General features: G+C 73.1%; 15 protein-coding genes. 7 read left to right on the top strand and 8 right to left on the bottom strand.

The window, feature by feature from the left end; genetic code table 11:
* Window positions 1-11 precede the first annotated feature (11 nt).
* Window positions 12-1,238 (bottom strand): saccharopine dehydrogenase family protein, encoded by a 1,227-nt coding sequence (locus AC067U_RS26520; protein ID WP_478832276.1) that lies wholly within the window; start codon window positions 1,236-1,238, stop codon window positions 12-14.
* Window positions 1,239-1,384: 146 nt separating this feature from the next.
* Between AC067U_RS26520 and AC067U_RS26515 the strand changes: the two genes are divergently transcribed.
* The 4 genes from AC067U_RS26515 (at window position 1,385) to AC067U_RS26500 (ending at window position 5,889) form a co-directional block, all read left to right on the top strand.
* Window positions 1,385-2,095, top strand: coding sequence for a TetR/AcrR family transcriptional regulator (locus tag AC067U_RS26515; protein ID WP_478832275.1), 711 nt, complete (start codon window positions 1,385-1,387; stop codon window positions 2,093-2,095).
* A 234-nt stretch (window positions 2,096-2,329) separates the two neighbouring features.
* Complete coding sequence (locus AC067U_RS26510; RefSeq protein ID WP_478832411.1) at window positions 2,330-3,829, top strand: APC family permease; 1,500 nt, start codon at window positions 2,330-2,332, stop codon at window positions 3,827-3,829.
* A gap of 134 nt (window positions 3,830-3,963) precedes the next feature.
* Window positions 3,964-5,385 carry an amidohydrolase family protein gene (locus AC067U_RS26505; protein ID WP_478832274.1) on the top strand — a complete coding sequence of 474 codons (1,422 nt, stop codon included), beginning with the start codon at window positions 3,964-3,966 and terminating at the stop codon, window positions 5,383-5,385.
* A 69-nt stretch (window positions 5,386-5,454) separates the two neighbouring features.
* Window positions 5,455-5,889, top strand: coding sequence for a VOC family protein (locus AC067U_RS26500; protein ID WP_478832273.1), 435 nt, complete (start codon window positions 5,455-5,457; stop codon window positions 5,887-5,889).
* A 52-nt stretch (window positions 5,890-5,941) separates the two neighbouring features.
* Here AC067U_RS26500 and AC067U_RS26495 read toward each other — a convergent pair whose 3' ends face one another.
* The 5 genes from AC067U_RS26495 to AC067U_RS26475 form a co-directional block, all read right to left on the bottom strand.
* Window positions 5,942-6,349 carry a hypothetical protein gene (locus AC067U_RS26495; RefSeq protein ID WP_478832272.1) on the bottom strand — a complete coding sequence of 136 codons (408 nt, stop codon included), beginning with the start codon at window positions 6,347-6,349 and terminating at the stop codon, window positions 5,942-5,944.
* Window positions 6,350-6,400: 51 nt separating this feature from the next.
* Window positions 6,401-7,768, bottom strand: coding sequence for a cytochrome P450 (locus AC067U_RS26490; protein ID WP_478832271.1), 1,368 nt, complete (start codon window positions 7,766-7,768; stop codon window positions 6,401-6,403).
* A 98-nt stretch (window positions 7,769-7,866) separates the two neighbouring features.
* Complete coding sequence (locus AC067U_RS26485) at window positions 7,867-8,922, bottom strand: FUSC family protein (RefSeq protein WP_478832270.1); 1,056 nt, start codon at window positions 8,920-8,922, stop codon at window positions 7,867-7,869.
* Between the two features lie 104 nt (window positions 8,923-9,026).
* A complete protein-coding gene (katG, locus tag AC067U_RS26480; protein WP_478832269.1) occupies window positions 9,027-11,216 on the bottom strand; it encodes a catalase/peroxidase HPI in 2,190 nt (729 codons plus the stop codon).
* A 223-nt stretch (window positions 11,217-11,439) separates the two neighbouring features.
* The gene (locus AC067U_RS26475; RefSeq protein WP_478832268.1) at window positions 11,440-11,982 is read right to left on the bottom strand and encodes a MarR family winged helix-turn-helix transcriptional regulator; all 543 of its coding nucleotides are present in this window, start codon (window positions 11,980-11,982) and stop codon (window positions 11,440-11,442) included.
* Window positions 11,983-12,050: 68 nt separating this feature from the next.
* On the opposite strand from AC067U_RS26475, the gene AC067U_RS26470 reads away from it, so the two are divergent.
* Complete coding sequence (locus AC067U_RS26470) at window positions 12,051-12,803, top strand: hypothetical protein (protein WP_478832267.1); 753 nt, start codon at window positions 12,051-12,053, stop codon at window positions 12,801-12,803.
* Between the two features lies 1 nt (window position 12,804).
* Complete coding sequence (locus AC067U_RS26465) at window positions 12,805-13,614, top strand: SGNH/GDSL hydrolase family protein (RefSeq protein ID WP_478832266.1); 810 nt, start codon at window positions 12,805-12,807, stop codon at window positions 13,612-13,614.
* 73 nt (window positions 13,615-13,687) lie between these two features.
* On the opposite strand, the gene AC067U_RS26460 is transcribed toward AC067U_RS26465, so the two are convergent.
* Together AC067U_RS26460 and AC067U_RS26455 are read right to left on the bottom strand one after the other, a co-directional pair.
* The gene (locus AC067U_RS26460) at window positions 13,688-14,887 is read right to left on the bottom strand and encodes an alpha/beta hydrolase family protein (protein ID WP_478832265.1); all 1,200 of its coding nucleotides are present in this window, start codon (window positions 14,885-14,887) and stop codon (window positions 13,688-13,690) included.
* A gap of 218 nt (window positions 14,888-15,105) precedes the next feature.
* The gene (locus AC067U_RS26455) at window positions 15,106-16,629 is read right to left on the bottom strand and encodes an MFS transporter (protein WP_478832264.1); all 1,524 of its coding nucleotides are present in this window, start codon (window positions 16,627-16,629) and stop codon (window positions 15,106-15,108) included.
* A gap of 138 nt (window positions 16,630-16,767) precedes the next feature.
* On the opposite strand from AC067U_RS26455, the gene AC067U_RS26450 reads away from it, so the two are divergent.
* Window positions 16,768-17,208 carry a MarR family winged helix-turn-helix transcriptional regulator gene (locus AC067U_RS26450; RefSeq protein WP_478832263.1) on the top strand — a complete coding sequence of 147 codons (441 nt, stop codon included), beginning with the start codon at window positions 16,768-16,770 and terminating at the stop codon, window positions 17,206-17,208.
* The last annotated feature ends 24 nt before the right edge of the window (window positions 17,209-17,232 follow it).

The raw sequence follows: 17,232 nt of genomic DNA, 5'->3' as shown, positions 1-17,232 counted from the left end.
CGGGGCGGTGGTCAGCCCTGCTCCCGGACGCCCCACGGGGAGCCGTACGCGGTCAGCAGGTCCAGGAACGGGCGCGGCGGAAGGGCCTCCGGGCCGAGCACCCCGGCCTCCGCCCACACCCCGCCGGCCATCAGCTCCAGTGCCACGACCGGGTTCACGGCGGTCTGCCACACCACGGCCTGGGAGCCGTACTCGCCCATCGACCACTGGTTGTCCACCACGTGGTAGAGGTACACCTCGCGCGGCCGGCCGTCCTTGGTGCCCTTCACCCAGGTGCCCGCACAGGTCTTGCCGGTCATCCGCTCGCCCAGGGTGGCCGGGTCGGGCAGGCATGCGGCGACCACGTCGCGCGGGGAGACGCGTACGGGGGTTCCGTCCGCGCCGCGGACCGTGACCGGCTCGGTCGAGTCCAGGCCCAGCGCGTGCAGGGTCTTCAGCTTGCCGATGAAGTCGTCGCCCAGCCCGTACTTGAAGGTGACCCGCCGGGCGTCCACCCAGCGCGGCACCAGCAGCACTTCCTCGTGCTCGACGTTCACGCACTCGACCGGGCCGATGCCCTCCGGGAAGTCGAACACCTCCGGCTCGCTGAACGGCTCGGTGGTGAACCATCCGCGGTCCCGCTCGTAGACCACCGGCGGGTTCAGGCACTCCTCGATCGTCGTCCAGATGTTGAACGACGGTGCGAAGTCATGGCCCTCGACGGTCAGGTTGGCCCCGTCGCGGATGCCGATCTCCTCGATCTCGTCGAACAGTTCGTCGGCGGCGTAGCGGGCGAAGACGTCCGACAGGCCGGGCTCCACGCCCATGCCGACCAGCGCCAGCCGGCCCGACTTCCGCCACTCCTCGGCGCGCGCGAACTGCTCGTCGCCGAGCTTGACCCCGCATTCCGCGTACGGCCGGCCGGGGTGCGGCCGGGACAGTGACATCGCCATGTCCATGTAGTGGCTGTCCGCCGCGAGGGCGGCCTCGAACAGCGGCATCACGAACCGGGGATCGGTGGCGTTCAGCAGGACGTCGCACCGCTCCTCGCGCAGGAGCGAGGCCACCGCCGCCTCGTCGGAGGCGTCGATCCGGCGTGCGCTGAAGCGGCCCGCGGCGTCGCCGAGCGCGGCCACGGCCGCCTCGGCGCGGGCGAGGTCGTAGTCGGCGACCACGAAGTGGTCGAAGAAGTCCCGGCGGGCCGCGATCCGGGTGATCGCGGTACCGACGCCACCGGCGCCCACAAGCAGAACACGCATGACGAAACCCTCTCTAGGTGAGGTTCACGGAGGTCCGCGCCTCATGGGAAGCGATGAAAACCGCGTGCACGAGATAAGGTCAATGGTGTTGGCATAAGGTCGTGCGCAGGACGTCACCTGACGCGATGGCGGAGCAGGGGTAGGGAATGGCGAAGAAAGTGGTCCCCGAGGAGGCCCGCAGACGGCGGCGCCCCACCCGGCAGGGCACCGTCCTGTCCGAGCGGCTGATCGTCGAGACCGCCCTGCGGATGCTGCGCGAACACGGCAGCGCGGGCCTGTCCGCCCGGCGGCTCGGCGCCGCGCTCGGCGCGGACCCCAGCACCCTGTACCGGTACTTCGACGGCATGGACGGCCTCACCCTCGCCATCGGCGAGGAACTCATCGGCCGGGCCCTCGAAGGCTGGGGCGCCACCGGGGAATGGCGCCGTGACCTGCGGGAACTCGGGCTGCGCATCCACGGTGCCTATCTCGCCCACCCGCAGGCCGCCGTACTGACCGCCAGCCGTGTGACCGGCCGGCCCCGCGAGATCGCCGCCGACGAGGCGGTCCTCGGCATCCTGCGCACCGCGGGCTTCCCCGACCCCGAGGCGGTGCTGATCTACCACGCCTTCATCGACCAGAGCCTGGCCTTCGCCGCCCTCGACGCCGGCGCCCTCGCCCTGGCGGAGTCCTCCCGGACCTCCGACGAGCGGCAGTGGGAGTCCACGTACGCCCGGCTGCCGGCCGAGCAGTACCCGCACATCGCGGCCACCTCGCGGCTGCTCGCCGCCCGGATGAACCACAGCGCCTACCCCGTGGCCCTGGACATGCTGCTCGCGAGCGCGGAGAGCCGTCTTCAGGCACTGCGGGACGGCTGATCCGGCGCTTACGCCAACACCATTGACCCCTGTGCGGCCGCGCGGGTTTCCTCTTCCCCATTCACGCCCTGTTCACACTGCGCCGATGCGGCACGGTGTGCACACCGCAGCCCGCACACCGCGCTCAGCGCAGCGCACTCAGCACAGCGAGGGACGATGGCCGTAGACACCCCGCGGGAGACAGCCGCCACAGCCGAAGCCGCCGCGGTCGAGGCCGCTCCCGCGAAGGGCGCCATGCCGACGCCGGCCGCCCCGTCCGGTGCGCTCAAGCCGGACGCCATCGGCTTCCTCGACGCCCTCGCCATCGGCCTGAACGCCACCTCGCCGGCCTACTCGCTGGCCGCCGTCATCGGTCCCGTCGTGGCCCTGGTCGGTGTGCACGCCCCCGGCGTGATGCTCGCCTCCTTCGTCCCGATGCTGCTGATCGCCTCCGCCTTCCATTTCCTCAACCGGGCCGATCCGGACTGCGGAACCACCTTCTCCTGGGTCACCCGGGCCCTGGGCCCCACCACCGGCTGGCTGGGCGGCTGGGCCATCGCGATGACCGGAGTGCTGGTCGTCGGCTCCCTCGCCGACGTGGCCGTCGGTTTCGGCCTGCTCGCCGTCGGCGCGGACGGTCTCGCCGCGAACACCCTGGTCCGCGAAGCGCTCACGGTCCTGGTCATCCTCGGCATGTCCTGGCTGTGCGTACGCGGCACCGAGGTGTCCGCCCGCCTCCAGAACGTGCTCGTGCTGCTCCAGGTCGTCTGCCTGGTCGTGTTCGCGGCCGTCGCCCTGTACCGCGTCCACACCGGCAGTGGCGGCCCCGGCTCGATCCGCCCGGCCGCCGAATGGCTCGACCCCTTCGGGGCCGGCGGCACCGCCCTCACCGGCGGCCTGCTGCTCGGCGTGTTCGCGTACTGGGGCTGGGAGTCGGCCGTCAACCTGACCGAGGAGACCAGGGACCCGGCCAACGCCCCGGGCAGGGCGGGCATCTGGTCCACCGTCGTCCTGCTGGTCACCTACCTGTCCGTGGCCCTCGCCGTCGTCGCCTACGCCGGCACCGGCTACCTCACCGGACAGGCCGATGCCGAGGAGGACGTGTTCGCCGCCCTCGCCGGCGACGTGCTCGGCGGCTGGGACTGGATCCTGCTCCTCGCCGTCAGCACCTCGGCCCTGGCCTCGACGCAGACGACCATCATCCCGGCCTCCCGCACCGCCCTGTCCATGGCCCGCCGCCACGCGCTGCCCGCCCGGTTCGCCCGGATCGACCCCCACCGGGGCACCCCGGGCACCAGCACCTGGTGGGTCGCCGGCACCGCGACGGTCTGGTACGTCGTCATCCACCGGATCAGCGAGAACGCCCTCGCCGACTCCCTGACCGCGCTGTCGCTCCTCATCGCCTTCTACTACGCCCTCACCGGCATCGCCTGCGCCGTCTGGTACCGGCGCCGGCTCACCAGCGGGCTCGGCCCCTTCCTGCTCCTCGGCGCGGGCCCGCTGCTCGGCGCGGCGATGCTGATCTGGCTGCTGGCCGAATCCGTCGCGGACATGGCCGACCCGGCCAACTCCTACAGCGGCAGCGCCTGGTTCGGGCTGGGCGCGCCCCTCGTGATCGCGCTCCTCCTGGCCGCCGCAGGGGTGGTGCTGATGCTGCTGCGCCGCGCCGCGTCCGGGGCGTTCTGGCGCGAGCGCCCCGGCGCGCACCAGGCGCCGCGCCCGCCCCGGGACGCGGAGACCGCCGCCACCGGCTGAGCGGACACGGGGGCTGCGGAGGCGGGCCCTCCATACCATGCGGGGCCCGCCCCGGTCCGGTGGAAACGGAAATCCGTTCTCGTTGTCCGGAAACTGACCTTGCGTCAGGGCAGTGTGCGCGAGATACACCCCACATGACCGATTTCTCGCACCCGAGCCGAAGAGGCCTCCTCGCGGGCCTCGCCGTCACCCCCCTCGCCCTCGCCGCACCCTCCGCCGCGGCCCGCCGCCCCGAGCCGTCCCCGCGGCCCCCGGCCCGCCCCCCGGACGGGACGGACGACGTACTGCTCCTCGGCGCCGACCTGGTCCTCACCATGGACCCGGCCGTGGGGGAGGGCCCGCTGGGCACCCTGGCCGGTGCCGACCTGCTGATACGCAGGGGGGCGATCGCGGCCGTGGGCCGCCGGCTGTCCGCGCCGTACGGCACCCGGGTCCTGGACATGACCGGCCGGATCGTCATGCCCGGCTTCGTGGACATCCACAACCACCTGTGGCAGTCCAGCATGCGCGGCGGATGTGCCTCGAAGGACCTCTACGGGTGGCTGGGCGCGTGCAACCGGCCCACCCTCGCCCGTATCGGTGCCGAGGAGATGTACGACTTCGTCCGCCTCTCGGCCCTCGACGTGCTCGCTGCCGGAGTCACCACCGTGGTCGACTGGGTGCACCCGATCCCCTTCGACACCAGCGAGCGCTACGTCCGCGCCCTCGCCGACACCGGCCTGCGGTTCGTGTACGCGATGGCGCAGGACGTCCGGCAGGCGGACCTGGTGCCCCGGGTGAAGAGGGAGCTCCTGGACCCACTGCCGCTCGCCTCGGCCCAGGTCGCCGTGCACGCCCAGCAGTCCGTCCTGGACCCGCTGCGGCGCTTCCACGAGATCGCCCGGGACCTGGGGATCATGTTCAACTCGCACGTGCTGGAGCACCCCGACGACCGGGCGGACGACCCCGTGGGAGCTCTGCGCAGCATCGGGGCCCTCGGCCCGGACCTGCTGCTGAACCACGCGATCCACCTCACGGACGAGGAGATCGCCCGCATGGCCGACCACGACGTGCGCGTGGCCCACTGCCCCCTGAGCAACATGCGGCTCGCCTCCGGCATCATGCGGCTGCCCGCGCTGCACGCCCGCGGGGTGAGGGCGGGACTCGGACAGGACGGCGGGGCGAACGACACCTCCGACATGTTCGGGCTGATGAAGGCGGCCGTGGGCCTGCAGCGGGCACTGCACCGTGACGCCACGATCCACCCCGGCATCCCCGAGGTGCTGCGCATGGCGACCCTCGGTGGCGCCGAATGCATCGGCCTCGCCGACCGCGTGGGATCGCTGACCCCCGGAAAGCGCGCCGACGTGATCGTCATCGATCCGGCCGCGCTGAACTTCGCCCCCCGCACCGACTGGACCGGCCAGATCGTCCTGAACGGGCACCCGTCCAACATCAGCCACGTCTTCGTCGACGGGCACCTGCGCAAGGACCGCGGCGCCCTCGTGGACGTCGACGTGCCGTCCGTCGTTCGCCGGGCCGAACGCGCGGCATCCCGTCTCCGGGCGGCGGCCTGACCCGCGCCGACGAGGCCGGGCGCAGCCCGCTTCCCACCGGTTCGCCGGCCCCCACGGCACAGTGGGGGCATGAACGCAGAGCAGAGCGACAACGGGAACGTACTGGCCAGGGGGCGGGTGGCCACCCGGCTGCCGGCCCGGGACCTGGACCGGGCCCGGCGCTTCTACGCCGAGAAGCTCGGCCTGGAACCCGTCGACGAACGGCCTGGCGGACTGCTGTACCGGTGCGGCGGTACGGAGTTCGCCGTGTTCGCGTCGGTGGGCTCCTCGCCGGGCACCTTCACCCAGATGGGCTGGGAGGTCGACGACCTGGACACCGCCGTGGCGGAACTCCGGCGGCGCGGCGTGGTGTTCGAGGAGGTCGACGTGCCCGGCTTCCGCACCCATGGCGGGATCGCCGACATCGAGGGCCACTATCCGAGCAAGGGCGCCCGAGGCGAACGGGCCGCCTGGTTCCGCGACAGCGAGGGGAACCTGCTGGGCATCGGTGAGCCGGTGATCTGACTCCCTCCGGCGCCGGGGTCGCGAACGCGGAGGGCCTGCGGCTCAGACCCGGTCAGCCGGCCGCGGCCGCGGTGTGGGTGGCGATGAACCGGCGGAGGGCGTCGCGGGGGTCGGGCAGCCGTCCGTGCTTCCAGCCCCGGTGCGACGGGCCGCCCTTGGGGATCCCCGCGAGCAGCATGTCGCGCATGGATCCGGTCGCGGTCAGCCGGGCCTCCTCGATCCGCTTCCGGCTCTCCTCGGTGCCGTCATCGGTGGCGAGGACCTCGGCCAGCGCGCGCTCCCAGGCCCATACCTGCCCCCAGACGTACATCTCCTCCTGCGCGGAGCCGACGTACTGGAAGCCGACCAGTGTCCACCCCTGATTCTCCGTCAGACGGATGTCGGCCGACACCCATGCCGTCGCCAACTCTGCGGCTTGCCAAGCGAGTTCGGCGTCACTGTCGTGCTTCGCTTCATCCATGGATTGATCATAACCGATTATCGTCTCAATGACGATAATCGGGTGATCGGGTCATCGGGTCCGCTCCGGGTCGCGGAGTACGGCGCGCACCGGCCCGGCCGGCTGGAGAGTGAGGCCGGGGAAGACCGGGACCGGGGTCGCGCCGGTGTCCAGGTGGAAGCGGCGGGCCAGGACCGCCAGCACGAGCGCCGCCTCGACGAGGGCGAATCGGGCGCCCAGGCAGGCGCGGGGGCCGCCGCCGAACGGGATCCAGGCGTGCTCCGGGACCGGGTCCGGAGCGTCCTCGTCCCAGCGCTCGGGCCGGAAGGCCAGCGGTTCCGGGAACCAGCGCGGGTCCCGGTGCAGCGACCACGGGCTCGTCCACACCGTGGTCCCCGCCGGCACCGGACGCCCGCCGATCCGCGCCCCTTCCCGTGCCACCGCGGAGATCAGCCAGATCGGCGGATAGATGCGCAGCGCCTCCTTCACCACCTGCCGGGTCCAGGGCAGCCGCGCGTAGTCCTCGTACGTGGGCAGCCGGTCGCCCAGCACCCGGTCCAGTTCCTCCGTCAGCCGCGCCCGTGCCGCCGGGGCGCCCGACAGCAGCTGCCAGGCCCAGGTCAGCGTCGTGGAGGTGGTTTCGTGGCCGCCGATGTAGAGCGTGATCGATTCGTCCCGCAGCTCCCGCCGGGACAACGGCCGGCCGTGCTCGTCGCGGGCGGCGAGCAACCGGCTGAGCAGGTCGTCGCGTTCCTTGCCGGCCGCCGAAGCCTGCTCGTGCTCCCGTATGACGTGGGCGATCTCCCGGTCCAGGACGTTCACGGCCCGGCGCATCCTGGTCCGCCCGGGGGTCCGCACCCACGGCGGCAGGAAGAGGGTGATACCGCGGAACTCCGCCCCCAGTTCGTGCTGCGCGGTGGCCATGGCGGCGCTGATCGGCGCCTCACGGCCGGCGGCGTTGCCCCCGAACAGGGTGCGGACCGCGATCCGCTGGGTCAGCCCGGCCATCTCCCGGTGGACGTCCACCCGTTGGCCCTCGCTCCAGCCGCCGGCAAGGGCGTCCGCGCACTGGACCATCTCGGCCGCGTACGCCCGAACCTGGCGCGGACGTACGGCGGGCTGGACCAGGGCCCGCTTGCGCCGCCAGTCGTCCCCGGTGGCGAGCACCACCCCGTTGCCGAGCAACTGCCGGAAGGCCCACCCGAGTTCGGTGGGCGCGAAGGTCGTCTCCACCGACGCGAGGAGTTCCCCGGCGTGTGCCGGCCGCGAGACCAGCACGTTGCGCCGCGGCCCGAGCGCCCAGGGCACCCAGTCGCCGTACTCGTCGCGCAGGTGCTCGAAGAAGGCCAGCGGGTCGCGGGCGAAGGCGGGCAGATTGCCGAGGAGCGGCCACTGACGGGGTCCGCGCTCGGTACCGGAGGGCAGCAGGGTGGCGGTCACGCCCGCATCGTGACACCGCCGCCGTACGGGCACCAGACCCCCGCGCAGCCGAACGGCCTGGCCGCCCGCGGCCGTTCGGCCGGATCGGGTGCGGCCGTTCAGCCGGGCCGCCCGGCGGCGTCGACCGTGTCGAGCAGCCGCAGGAAGGGCCGGCGCAGGGCCACCGCGACGGGGCGCGTCACCGCGGCCGAGTACCCGGCGAAGCAGCCGCGGGCTTCCGCGACCGCGGGCCCGGGGTCGCGCCCGGCCAGGGCGTCGTCCACCGCCCGCGCCGTGGCCGAAGCCAGCGGGGCCAGGTCCCGGCGCGCCCGGTCGACGTCGGCCGCGAGGTCCGCGCGGCCGGTGAACGCCACCACCTCCTCGGCCAGCGTCTCCACCCCGCCGCACAGGTCGCGGGCGAGGAGCAGGCGCCGGACGAGACCGCTCACCTCCTCGCGCCGCCGCCGGCGCAGCGGATCGAACCTCAGGACGCGCCGGGCGTTGCGCGCCTCGCTCGCCGACCGGCGCACCGCCTCCGTCCCACGGCGTACGACACCGAGGTTGTCGCGCGCGGCGGCCGGATCGGTCCCCAGTACCCGTAGGCTTCCGGCCAGGGCGGGGGCCAGCCGCAGCCGGCACTCCTCCACCGAGGCGGCCAGCGCGCGCCGGGGGTCGGGCGGCCACAGCAGGGGCGCCAGCAGCACCGTCACCGCCGCCCCGGCGGCCGTCTCCCACACCCGGTCCAGGGCGTAGGCGTCGGGACTGGGGTTGGCCAGTACCAGCAGGGAGGACACGGCGATCTGGACGTTGATGCCGTTCCCCGAGCGCAGGACCATGCCCAGCGCCAGGCCGAGTACCACGACCAGGGCCAGTGCCGCCGTCGACGGACGCAAGCCCTGCAGCACGGCGATCGCCAGCAGCACTCCCGCCACGACACCGCCGACGCGCTCCAGCGAGGTGGTGTACACCGCGGAGGGATCGCTCCGCACCGCCACGAGCGGCACGATGGCGGCGAACACCGGCGGCTGGTCGGCGCCGAGCCACAGGGCGGTCTGCCAGGCGGCGACCACGGTCACCGCGATCCGTGCCGCCACCGGACCCTCGGCCGCCACCACCCGGCGGGCCCGGCCCCACACGCCCCCGCCCCCGCCGCCCCCGCCTTCGCCGTCGTCCACGTGCCCACCGCTCCGCGGTCCGGGAGCCCGGACCCTCGCACTCACCGCCGTCGAACGGGTCGCTCCGGGCCGGCCGGCCGATCGCCGGCCGGCCCGGACCCGGCTCAGACGAGGTCGAACCGGTCGAGGTTCATGACCTTGTCCCACGCCGCCACGAAGTCACGCACGAACCTCCCGCCGGCGTCCTGGGACGCGTAGACCTCCGAAAGGGCCCGGAGCTGGGAGTGGGAGCCGAAGACGAGGTCCACGGCGGTGGCCGTCCACCTGACCTTCCCGGTGGCCCGGTCCCGGCCCTCGAAGACGTTCTCCGCGGACTCCGAGGACTTCCACTCCGTGCTCATGTCGAGCAGATTGACGAAGAAGTCGTTCGTCAGGGTCCCGGGCCGGTCGGTGAGGACGCCGTGCGGGGCCTGCCGGAAGTTGGCGTTGAGCGCCCGCATGCCACCGACCAGCGCGGTCATCTCGGGGGCGGTCAGCGTCAGCAGGCTGGCCCGGTCCAGCATCAGCGTCTCCGCCGACAGCTTCTCTCCCGCCCGCAGGTAGTTGCGGAAACCGTCCGCGCTCGGCTCGAGCACGGCGAACGCCTCCACGTCCGTCTGCTCCTGCGAGGCGTCCGTGCGTCCCGGCGCGAAGGGGACGGTGATGTCGTGACCCGCGTCCTTCGCCGCCTTCTCGACGGCCGCGCACCCGCCCAGCACGATCAGGTCCGCGAGCGACACCTCCGCGCCCCCGGCCCGGGAGGAGTTGAAGTCCCGCTGGATCCCTTCGAGGGTCTGCAGCACCGCGGCCAGTTCGGGGGTGTCGTTGCCCTCCCAGTGCCGTTGCGGCTCCAGCCGGATCCGGGCGCCGTTGGCCCCGCCGCGCTTGTCGGTGCCGCGGAAGCTCGCCGCCGCCGCCCACGCGGTGGAGACCAGCTGGGGGAGGGGCAGCCCCGACGCGAGGACCTTCTCCTTGAGGGTGGCGACGTCCGCCTCCGACACCAGGTCGCGGCCGGGCTCGGGAACGGGGTCCTGCCACAGCTGCGGCTCGGGAACCCAGGGGCCGAGGTAGCGGGAGGCGGGCCCCATGTCGCGGTGCAGCAGCTTGTACCACGCCTTGGCGAAGGCCTCGGAGAGGGCCTGCGGGTTCTCGTGGAAGCGCTTCGCGATGGGAGCGTAGACCGGGTCCAGCCGCAGGGCGAGGTCCGTGGTCAGCATCATGGGGGCGTGCCGCTTGGACGGGTCGTGGGCGTCGGGCACGGTGCCCTGGGCCGCGGCGTCCCTGGGGGTCCACTGGTGCGCGCCGGCGGGGCTCGACGTCAGCTCCCACTCGTACGCGAACAGGTTGTCCAGGTACCCGTTGTCCCACCTGGTCGGCTCGTTGGTCCAGGCGCCCTCCAGCCCGCTGGTGAGCGTGTCGGCGCCCTTGCCGCTGCCGAAGGTGTTCCGCCAGCCGAAGCCCTGCTCCTCCAGGGGACAGGCCTCGGGTTCCGGGCCGACGTACTCGGCGTCGACCGCGCCGTGGCATTTGCCGAAGGTGTGGCCGCCGACGATGAGCGCGACGGTCTCCTCGTCGTTCATCGCCATCCGTCCGAAGGTCTCGCGGATGTCCACGGCCGCGGCCAGCGGGTCCGGGTTCCCGTTGGGCCCTTCGGGGTTCACGTAGATCAGGCCCATCTGCACGGCGCCGAACGGCCCGGTGAGCTCCCGGTCACCGACGTAGCGCTCGTCGCCGAGCCAGGTGTCTTCCGGCCCCCAGAAGACCTCCTCCGGCTCCCAGATGTCCTCCCGGCCGAAACCGAAGCCGAAGGTCTTCAATCCCATGGATTCGATCGCGCAGTTGCCGGCGAACACCAGGAGGTCGGCCCAGGAGATCTTCTGGCCGTACTTCTGCTTCACCGGCCAGAGCAGCCGGCGGGCCTTGTCGAGGCTCGCGTTGTCCGGCCAGCTGTTGAGGGGCGCGAACCGCTGCGCGCCGCTGCCGCCGCCGCCCCGGCCGTCGGCGATGCGGTACGTCCCGGCGGCGTGCCAGCTCATCCGGATGAACAGCGGCCCGTAGTGGCCGTAATCGGCGGGCCACCACTCCTGGGAGTTCGTCATCACGTCGAAGACGTCCTGCTTCAGCGCGTTGACGTCGAGCTTCTTGAACTCCTCCGCGTAGTCGAAGTCCTCGCCCAGAGGATTGGACTGCGGCGAGTGCTGGTGGAGCACCTGAAGGTCCAGCTGATTCGGCCACCAGTCCCGGTTCGTCCTGGGCGGGGTCGGCGTGGGGGTCGGGGAGGGGATCACCGGGTTTTCGCTCTCGCTGCCGGACACGTACGTCCTTCTTCCTGTCTGGTACTTCCCTGTGCTGGCTGCTGCCCGCCCGTGACGTCGGCCGCCCTGCCGGTGTCGAGCACGGCGACCCCCCGTCTCGGCGTCCGTTATGGTCGCGCACCACGGACCGCAGAGCCGTGAGAACACGCAGGGCGAGTCCGGTACTGGCGCAAAGTGACAGGTCCTTCGCGCACCGGTGTCCGGTACCGGGCGCCCGGCCGGGTCAGTCCCGGGACCGCCGGGGATTCTGCGGGGTGCGGTAGCCGGGGTGCACGCCGGGGGTGAGCTCCTGCTGGGCCGCCACGCGTTGCAGCAGACCGAGGAGCAGCTCGCGCTGTTCCGGGTCCAGGGCGGCGAGCAGGTCGTCCTCGTGCGCGGCGGCGATCCGGGAGACGGAGCCGAGCGCGCGCCCGCCGTCGGCCGTCAGGTGCAGTTCGTGGTTGCGGCGGTCCTCGGCGCTGCGCCGCCGTTCGACCAGGCCCTTGTCCTGCAGGCCGTCGATCAGCGCCACGACGCGGCTGGGTACGACGCCGAGGTCCTCCGCGAGGGCGCGCTGGCTGCGGCCGGGCCGGCCGCCGATCATGCGCAGCAGGCCGACGTCGGCGGGGGTGAGGCCCAGGTCCCCGACGCGTTCGGCGAACCGCCCGGCGGCGTGCGCGCCGATCTGCGCGAGCAGGAACGCGGCACCGCGAGGGCCGGGGGCCGGGGCCGGTGCGGCAGGCGTTGCGGCGGTGGACGTCGTCTCTGGTTGCCGGGCGCTGGTCACCGAGCTATCGTACGCGACATCGAACGATTCTCTACAGTGAATCATTCTCCAAGAGAACGGATTCCCCCGTGGAAAAGATCGAAGCGACAGCCGCGGTCGCAGCTGCGGCGACGGCACCGGCGAACGGGAACCGCGCGGCGCGCGGAACCCGCCGCGACCCGCAAGCCGGACCGCCGCCCGGGATCCTGGCCGTGGTCTTCACCGCGCTGTTCCTCGCCGGACTGATCGTCAGCACCCTGCTGGCGGACGGCGATACCTTCCCCTCGCCGTTCGGCGCCGGCGACCGCATCACCGACTACTTCCGCGACCATGCCGACGCCGTCCGCGTCTCCGGGGCGCTCCAGTTCGCCGCCTCGGTCCCGCTCGCCCTCTACGCCGCGACCGTCTCGGCCCGGCTGCACCGGCTCGGGGTCCGTGCGCCGGGCGCCACGATCGCCCTCTCCGGCGGGATCCTCGCCTCGGCGTTCCTGGCCTGCTCGGGACTGGTCACCTGGGTGCTCTCGCACGACGCGGTCACGGCCGCGCCCGCGCCGGTACGGGCCCTGCAGTACCTGGCCTTCGGCCTCGGCGGGCCCGGTCACGTGGTGCTGCTCGGCCTGCTCGTCGCCGGGATCGCCGTCCCCGGCCTGCTCGCCGGCCTCCTGCCGCGCACCCTGGCCCTCACGGGGCTCGCGGTGGCCGCCGTGGCCGAACTCTCCACCCTCGTCCTCCTGGCCGAGGGCATGGCCCTGCTGCTCCCGGTGGCCCGTTTCGCCGGCATGGCCTGGCTGATCGCGGCGGGCTTCCGCCTGCCGCGCCGCCGCACCCGCGAGGAGTCCTGACATGACGGACCGTGAGACACCTTCCGACGAGACGCTTCCCGACGAGACGGAGCGCCGGCTGCGCTTCTATCATCCGGAGCGGATCCTGCGCCGACTGGGCCCCCAGGACGACACGGCACTGGCGGCGTTGTTCGGAACGGACGTGACCGACTATCGCGACCGACTGGCACGGCTCGAGGAGCGCAACCGCAAGGCGGCCGCCGAACTCGCCGCCGCCCCGGGCGCGCCCGCCCGGATCGCCGGTCTGCCGTTCCGGCCCGGGGAGCACCTCGTGGCCGTGGGGGAGAGCACGACCGCCGACCGGCTCTCGTGGTTCGAGATCCTCCGCCACCTGCTCCCGGACGGCGTCCGGTGCACCAACCTCGCGGTCTCGGGCAGCAGCACCACGCAGGCCCTGGCCCAACTCCCGCTGCTCGGCTCTCAGCGCCCGGACTGGGTCCTGTGCATGCTGGGCGGGAACGATGCCCAGCGGCTCGACGGCACTCCGCTGGTCACCCCCGCCGAAACGCGCCGCAATCTGCTCGCCCTCCGCGACCTCGCCGTCCGGCGCACCGGCGCCCGCTGGATCTGGCTCACGCCCACCGGTGTGGACCCCGCCCGGATCGAGTCCTACCCGCACTTCCGCCGTGCCGGACTGACCTGGTCCGGTACGGACATCGACGCCGTGGCCGACTTCCTGCGCACCCAGCCGGAACCCGCCGTCGACACCCGCCCGGCGGCCCGCCCCCATCACGAGCCGGACGGCGTCCACCTCACCCCCGCGGGCCAGCGGGCCCTCACCGGGGCCCTGCTCCAGGCCCTTCGCCGCTGAACCGCCGGCGCCGACGGGTGTCCCGTACGGGTCGGGCCGCCACATCGTCCGACCCGTGGCGGCCGGCCTTCCGTCAGGGCCGGTGGAAGACGGCCTCCGGCGCGTCCGGGGACGGGCCGTCCAGCAGCGGCTGCGGGATGCCCTTCAGGTGGCGGTCGAAGAAGGCGCCGACGTAGGAACGGGTCAGCCGCACCGAACGGTCGCCGGGCAGCGGGGGCTTCATCGGGGGGAGGCCGAGCTGGTCGCCGATGGACGGGACGTCGGTGAAGGTGAAGTGGTCGGCGTCCTTGAAGGTGATCCAGCGCTTCCAGCCGTCCAGCCGCCGCCAGGCCTCGTCCCAGCTGTGCTCGCTGCCCGGCACCGTGTCGGCGGCACCCATCAGCAGGAACGGACGGCCGCCGAGGCCCTTCTCCAGGACCGGGGTGAACAGGGTGCCGTCCATGTCCACGCCGGCCCGGATGCGCCGGTCACCGGCCATGGCGGCGGCCGTTCCCGCGCCGCCGATCGAGTGCCCGGCCATCGCGATGCGGCCGCGGTCGATCAGACCGGCGTGGCGCCAGGCCGGGGCGCGGCCGGTGAGCCGGTCGAGGAGGAAGGAGACGTCGCGGGCGCGGGTGTCGCTGACCTCGCGGTAGTTGTCCGGAGTGCCCCCGCCCTCCTCCACCCGGGTGCACGCCAGGCACTCCAGCACCCGGCCGCCGGGGAAGGAGGTGCCCGCGCTCTCGTACGCGTGGTCCACGGTGGCCACGACGTACCCGCGGGAAGCCAGGTCCTCGGAGAGAGAGGTCAGGGTGGCGCGGTGCACGGTGAAGCCGGGGGAGAGGATGACCAGGGGGTACCGGCCGGGCACGGGGCGGGCCCGCTCGCGGGAGTGGGTGGTGGTGCCGGCCAGGGTCTTCGCCGGGACGAGCTGGTCCAGTCCGCCGCGGGCCAGCATCAGCCGCGCCTCCTCGTCGGTGAGGTAGCGCGGGGTGCCGCCGGTGCCGCGCTGGGCCGGGTAGCGCAGGGTGACCATGAGTTCGCGCGGGCCGGTACGCGCCCACGGGTCGGTGCGGCTGCGGTCCACCAGGTGCAGGGTGTCCTGGCCCACGGCGTGGCGGCCGGTGGGCCGGGGAAGCGCGAGCTGCACTCCCTGGCGATCCGCGGCGGGGGCGGCGGCCACGACGGACGATGCCGGGGGAGCGGCGACTGCGCTCCCGGCCGCCACGAGGGGCAGGGGTACGGCCAGGGCGAGGAGAACGGCGAAGGCGGCGGCGGCTTGGCGTTGGTTCATGTGATCGAACCTAGGGGCCGGAACCGGACGGACCGTCATCTTCATGGAGGAGTGCGACGCGTCGCCCTCACCCGGGAGAGGGGGCCCGCCCTCCTTCCGAAGTCGTAGACAGGGAAGGCGGGTTCACGCCGCAGCCCCCGCCGGCCTGGGGTCAGGCGGGCGGGGGCTGCGGACGTCAGGGCGCGGTGCTCAGGGTGCGGTCCCCAGCGCGCGGGCACTCAGGCCGACTCGGTCACCTTCGCGGGCTCGGCCGCGGCCGGAGCGGCCGCGGTGGCGAGGGGGCCGTGCCCGCCGCGCAGCCCCAGCCATCCGATGACGGCGAGCAGGGCGAAGGCCGCGCCGCCGATCCAGAAGGTGAGGGTGAAGCCGGACTCGGCCGGGAGTGCGGGGACGCCCGCGGGCAGGTGCTCGATGGTCTGCGACGCGAGGATCGTGGTGACGATGGCGCTGCCGATCGCGCTGCCGGTGGAGCGCGAGATGGAGTTGATGCCGTTGGCGATGCCGCTCTGCTGGGGCGGGACGCTGGCCATGATCACGGCCGGCATGGCGGCGTAACCGAAGCTCACGGCCGCGCCGGCGAACAGGCCGGCTCCGATGACCGAGGCGGTGTGCGTGTGGTCGAGGGCGAGCCAGCCGAAGCCGACGGCTCCGAAGGCCGCGGCCACGCCGAGCACGTACCGGGGACCGCGGTGCCGGACGAGCTGGCCGCCCACCGGGGAGGCGAGCAGCGAGACGATCGCGCTGGGCAGCAGGAACTGGACGGAGGCACGCAGGATGGAGGCGTCGAAGCCGTACCCGGTGAGCGCCTCGGGCATCTGGACGAGGTAGGAGATGCCGAGGAAGTTCGCGAACATGCCGAAGCCGACGAGGACGCCGGCCAGGTTGGCCATGAGGACCGGGCGGTGCACGAACATCCGCATGTCGACGAGGGGCTCGCGGACCTTGAGTTCGGTCAGCACCCAGACGACGGTCATGACGGCCGCGCCGGCGAAGCTGCCCAGGGTGCGGCCGGAGGTCCAGCCCCACTCGTGGCCCTGCGAGATCGCCAGCAGGAGCAGCAACAGGGTGAGGCCGAGGGTGAGAGCACCGAGGAAGTCGGTGCGGCCGCCGCTCTTCGTGCGGGTGGCGGGGACCAGGAAGACGACGGCGAGCAGGGCCAGGACCGCGAAGGCGGTGGCCATCCAGAAGGCGTTGCGGTAGTCGGCGCCCTCGCCGGAGGTGAGCAGGCCGGTGGCCACGAGCGCGAGGCCGCTGCCGAACGCGAGGGTGCCGCTGACCAGGGCCATGGCGCCGGGCAGCTTCTGCGGCCGGAGCTCGTCGCGCAGCACGGACAGGGCCAGCGGGAAGATCGCGGTGGCCGCGCCCTGGAGGGTCCGGCCCAGGATGAGCATCGGCAGGGACGACGCCACCGCGGTGATCACGGAGCCGACGACCATGATGCCGAGGACCGCCACCAGCGTGGGCTTCTTCCCGTGCTGGTCGCCGAAGCGGCCGAGCAGCGGGGTGAAGACCGCTGCGGAGAGCAGGGTGGCGGTGGTCACCCAGCTGACGCCGGCGGTCGAGGCGCCGAGATCGTTGCGGATGAGGCCCAGGATCGGGACCGGCAGGGTCTGCATCATCGACACGACCATGGCGGCGAGGCTCAGGGCGAAGACGATGACCGTCTCGTTCCCGCTTCTGGCCGTGGTCTTGGCCTCGGCCCCGGCCGGGGCCTTGGCCTGGGAGGGTGCGGCGGTGCTCATGGCTGGCAAGATCCTTCTCACTGCTTCAGGTCGTAGATGTTTCATGTCCTCAAGTACTCGATGACGGTAAACCTCAATGATTAAGTACGTCAAGTAAACAATTGATAATCTGAAGTAAAGTGCGTACCCTCCGGGGGCATGAGCGCCACCGCCCCCCACGCCCCCACCAAGCTCGAGCTCCAGGAGCTGCTCGCCGCCATCGCCACCGCCCAGTGGCGCGATTTCGCGGCTGCGGCGGCCCACCACGGACTCACCTCCACCCAGGCCAGGGTGCTCGCCCAGCTCGACGGCCCGGTGCCGATGCGCCGCCTCGCCGCCCTGCTGGTCTGTGACGCCTCCAACGTCACCGGGATCGTGGACCGCCTGGAGGCCCGCGCGCTGGTCCGGCGCGAAGCCGACCCCGCCGACCGCCGCGTGAAGAACGTCGTCGCCACCGACCGGGGCCGCGAGACCATCCGCCGCGTCCGGGAGGAAATGCAGCTCACCCGCGGTGCGCTCGACACCCTCGACGCCGCCGAGACCGCGACCCTCCACGCCCTCCTCGAACGCCTCCGTCCGAGCATGGAGAGCGGAGCCTGACCCCGCGGAAGCGCGGCACAGTAC

Source organism: Streptomyces sp. NPDC043853 (genome assembly GCF_056436025.1).
The sequence above is the reverse complement of the archived record's forward strand: the minus strand, read 5'-3'. Positions and strand labels throughout refer to the sequence as shown.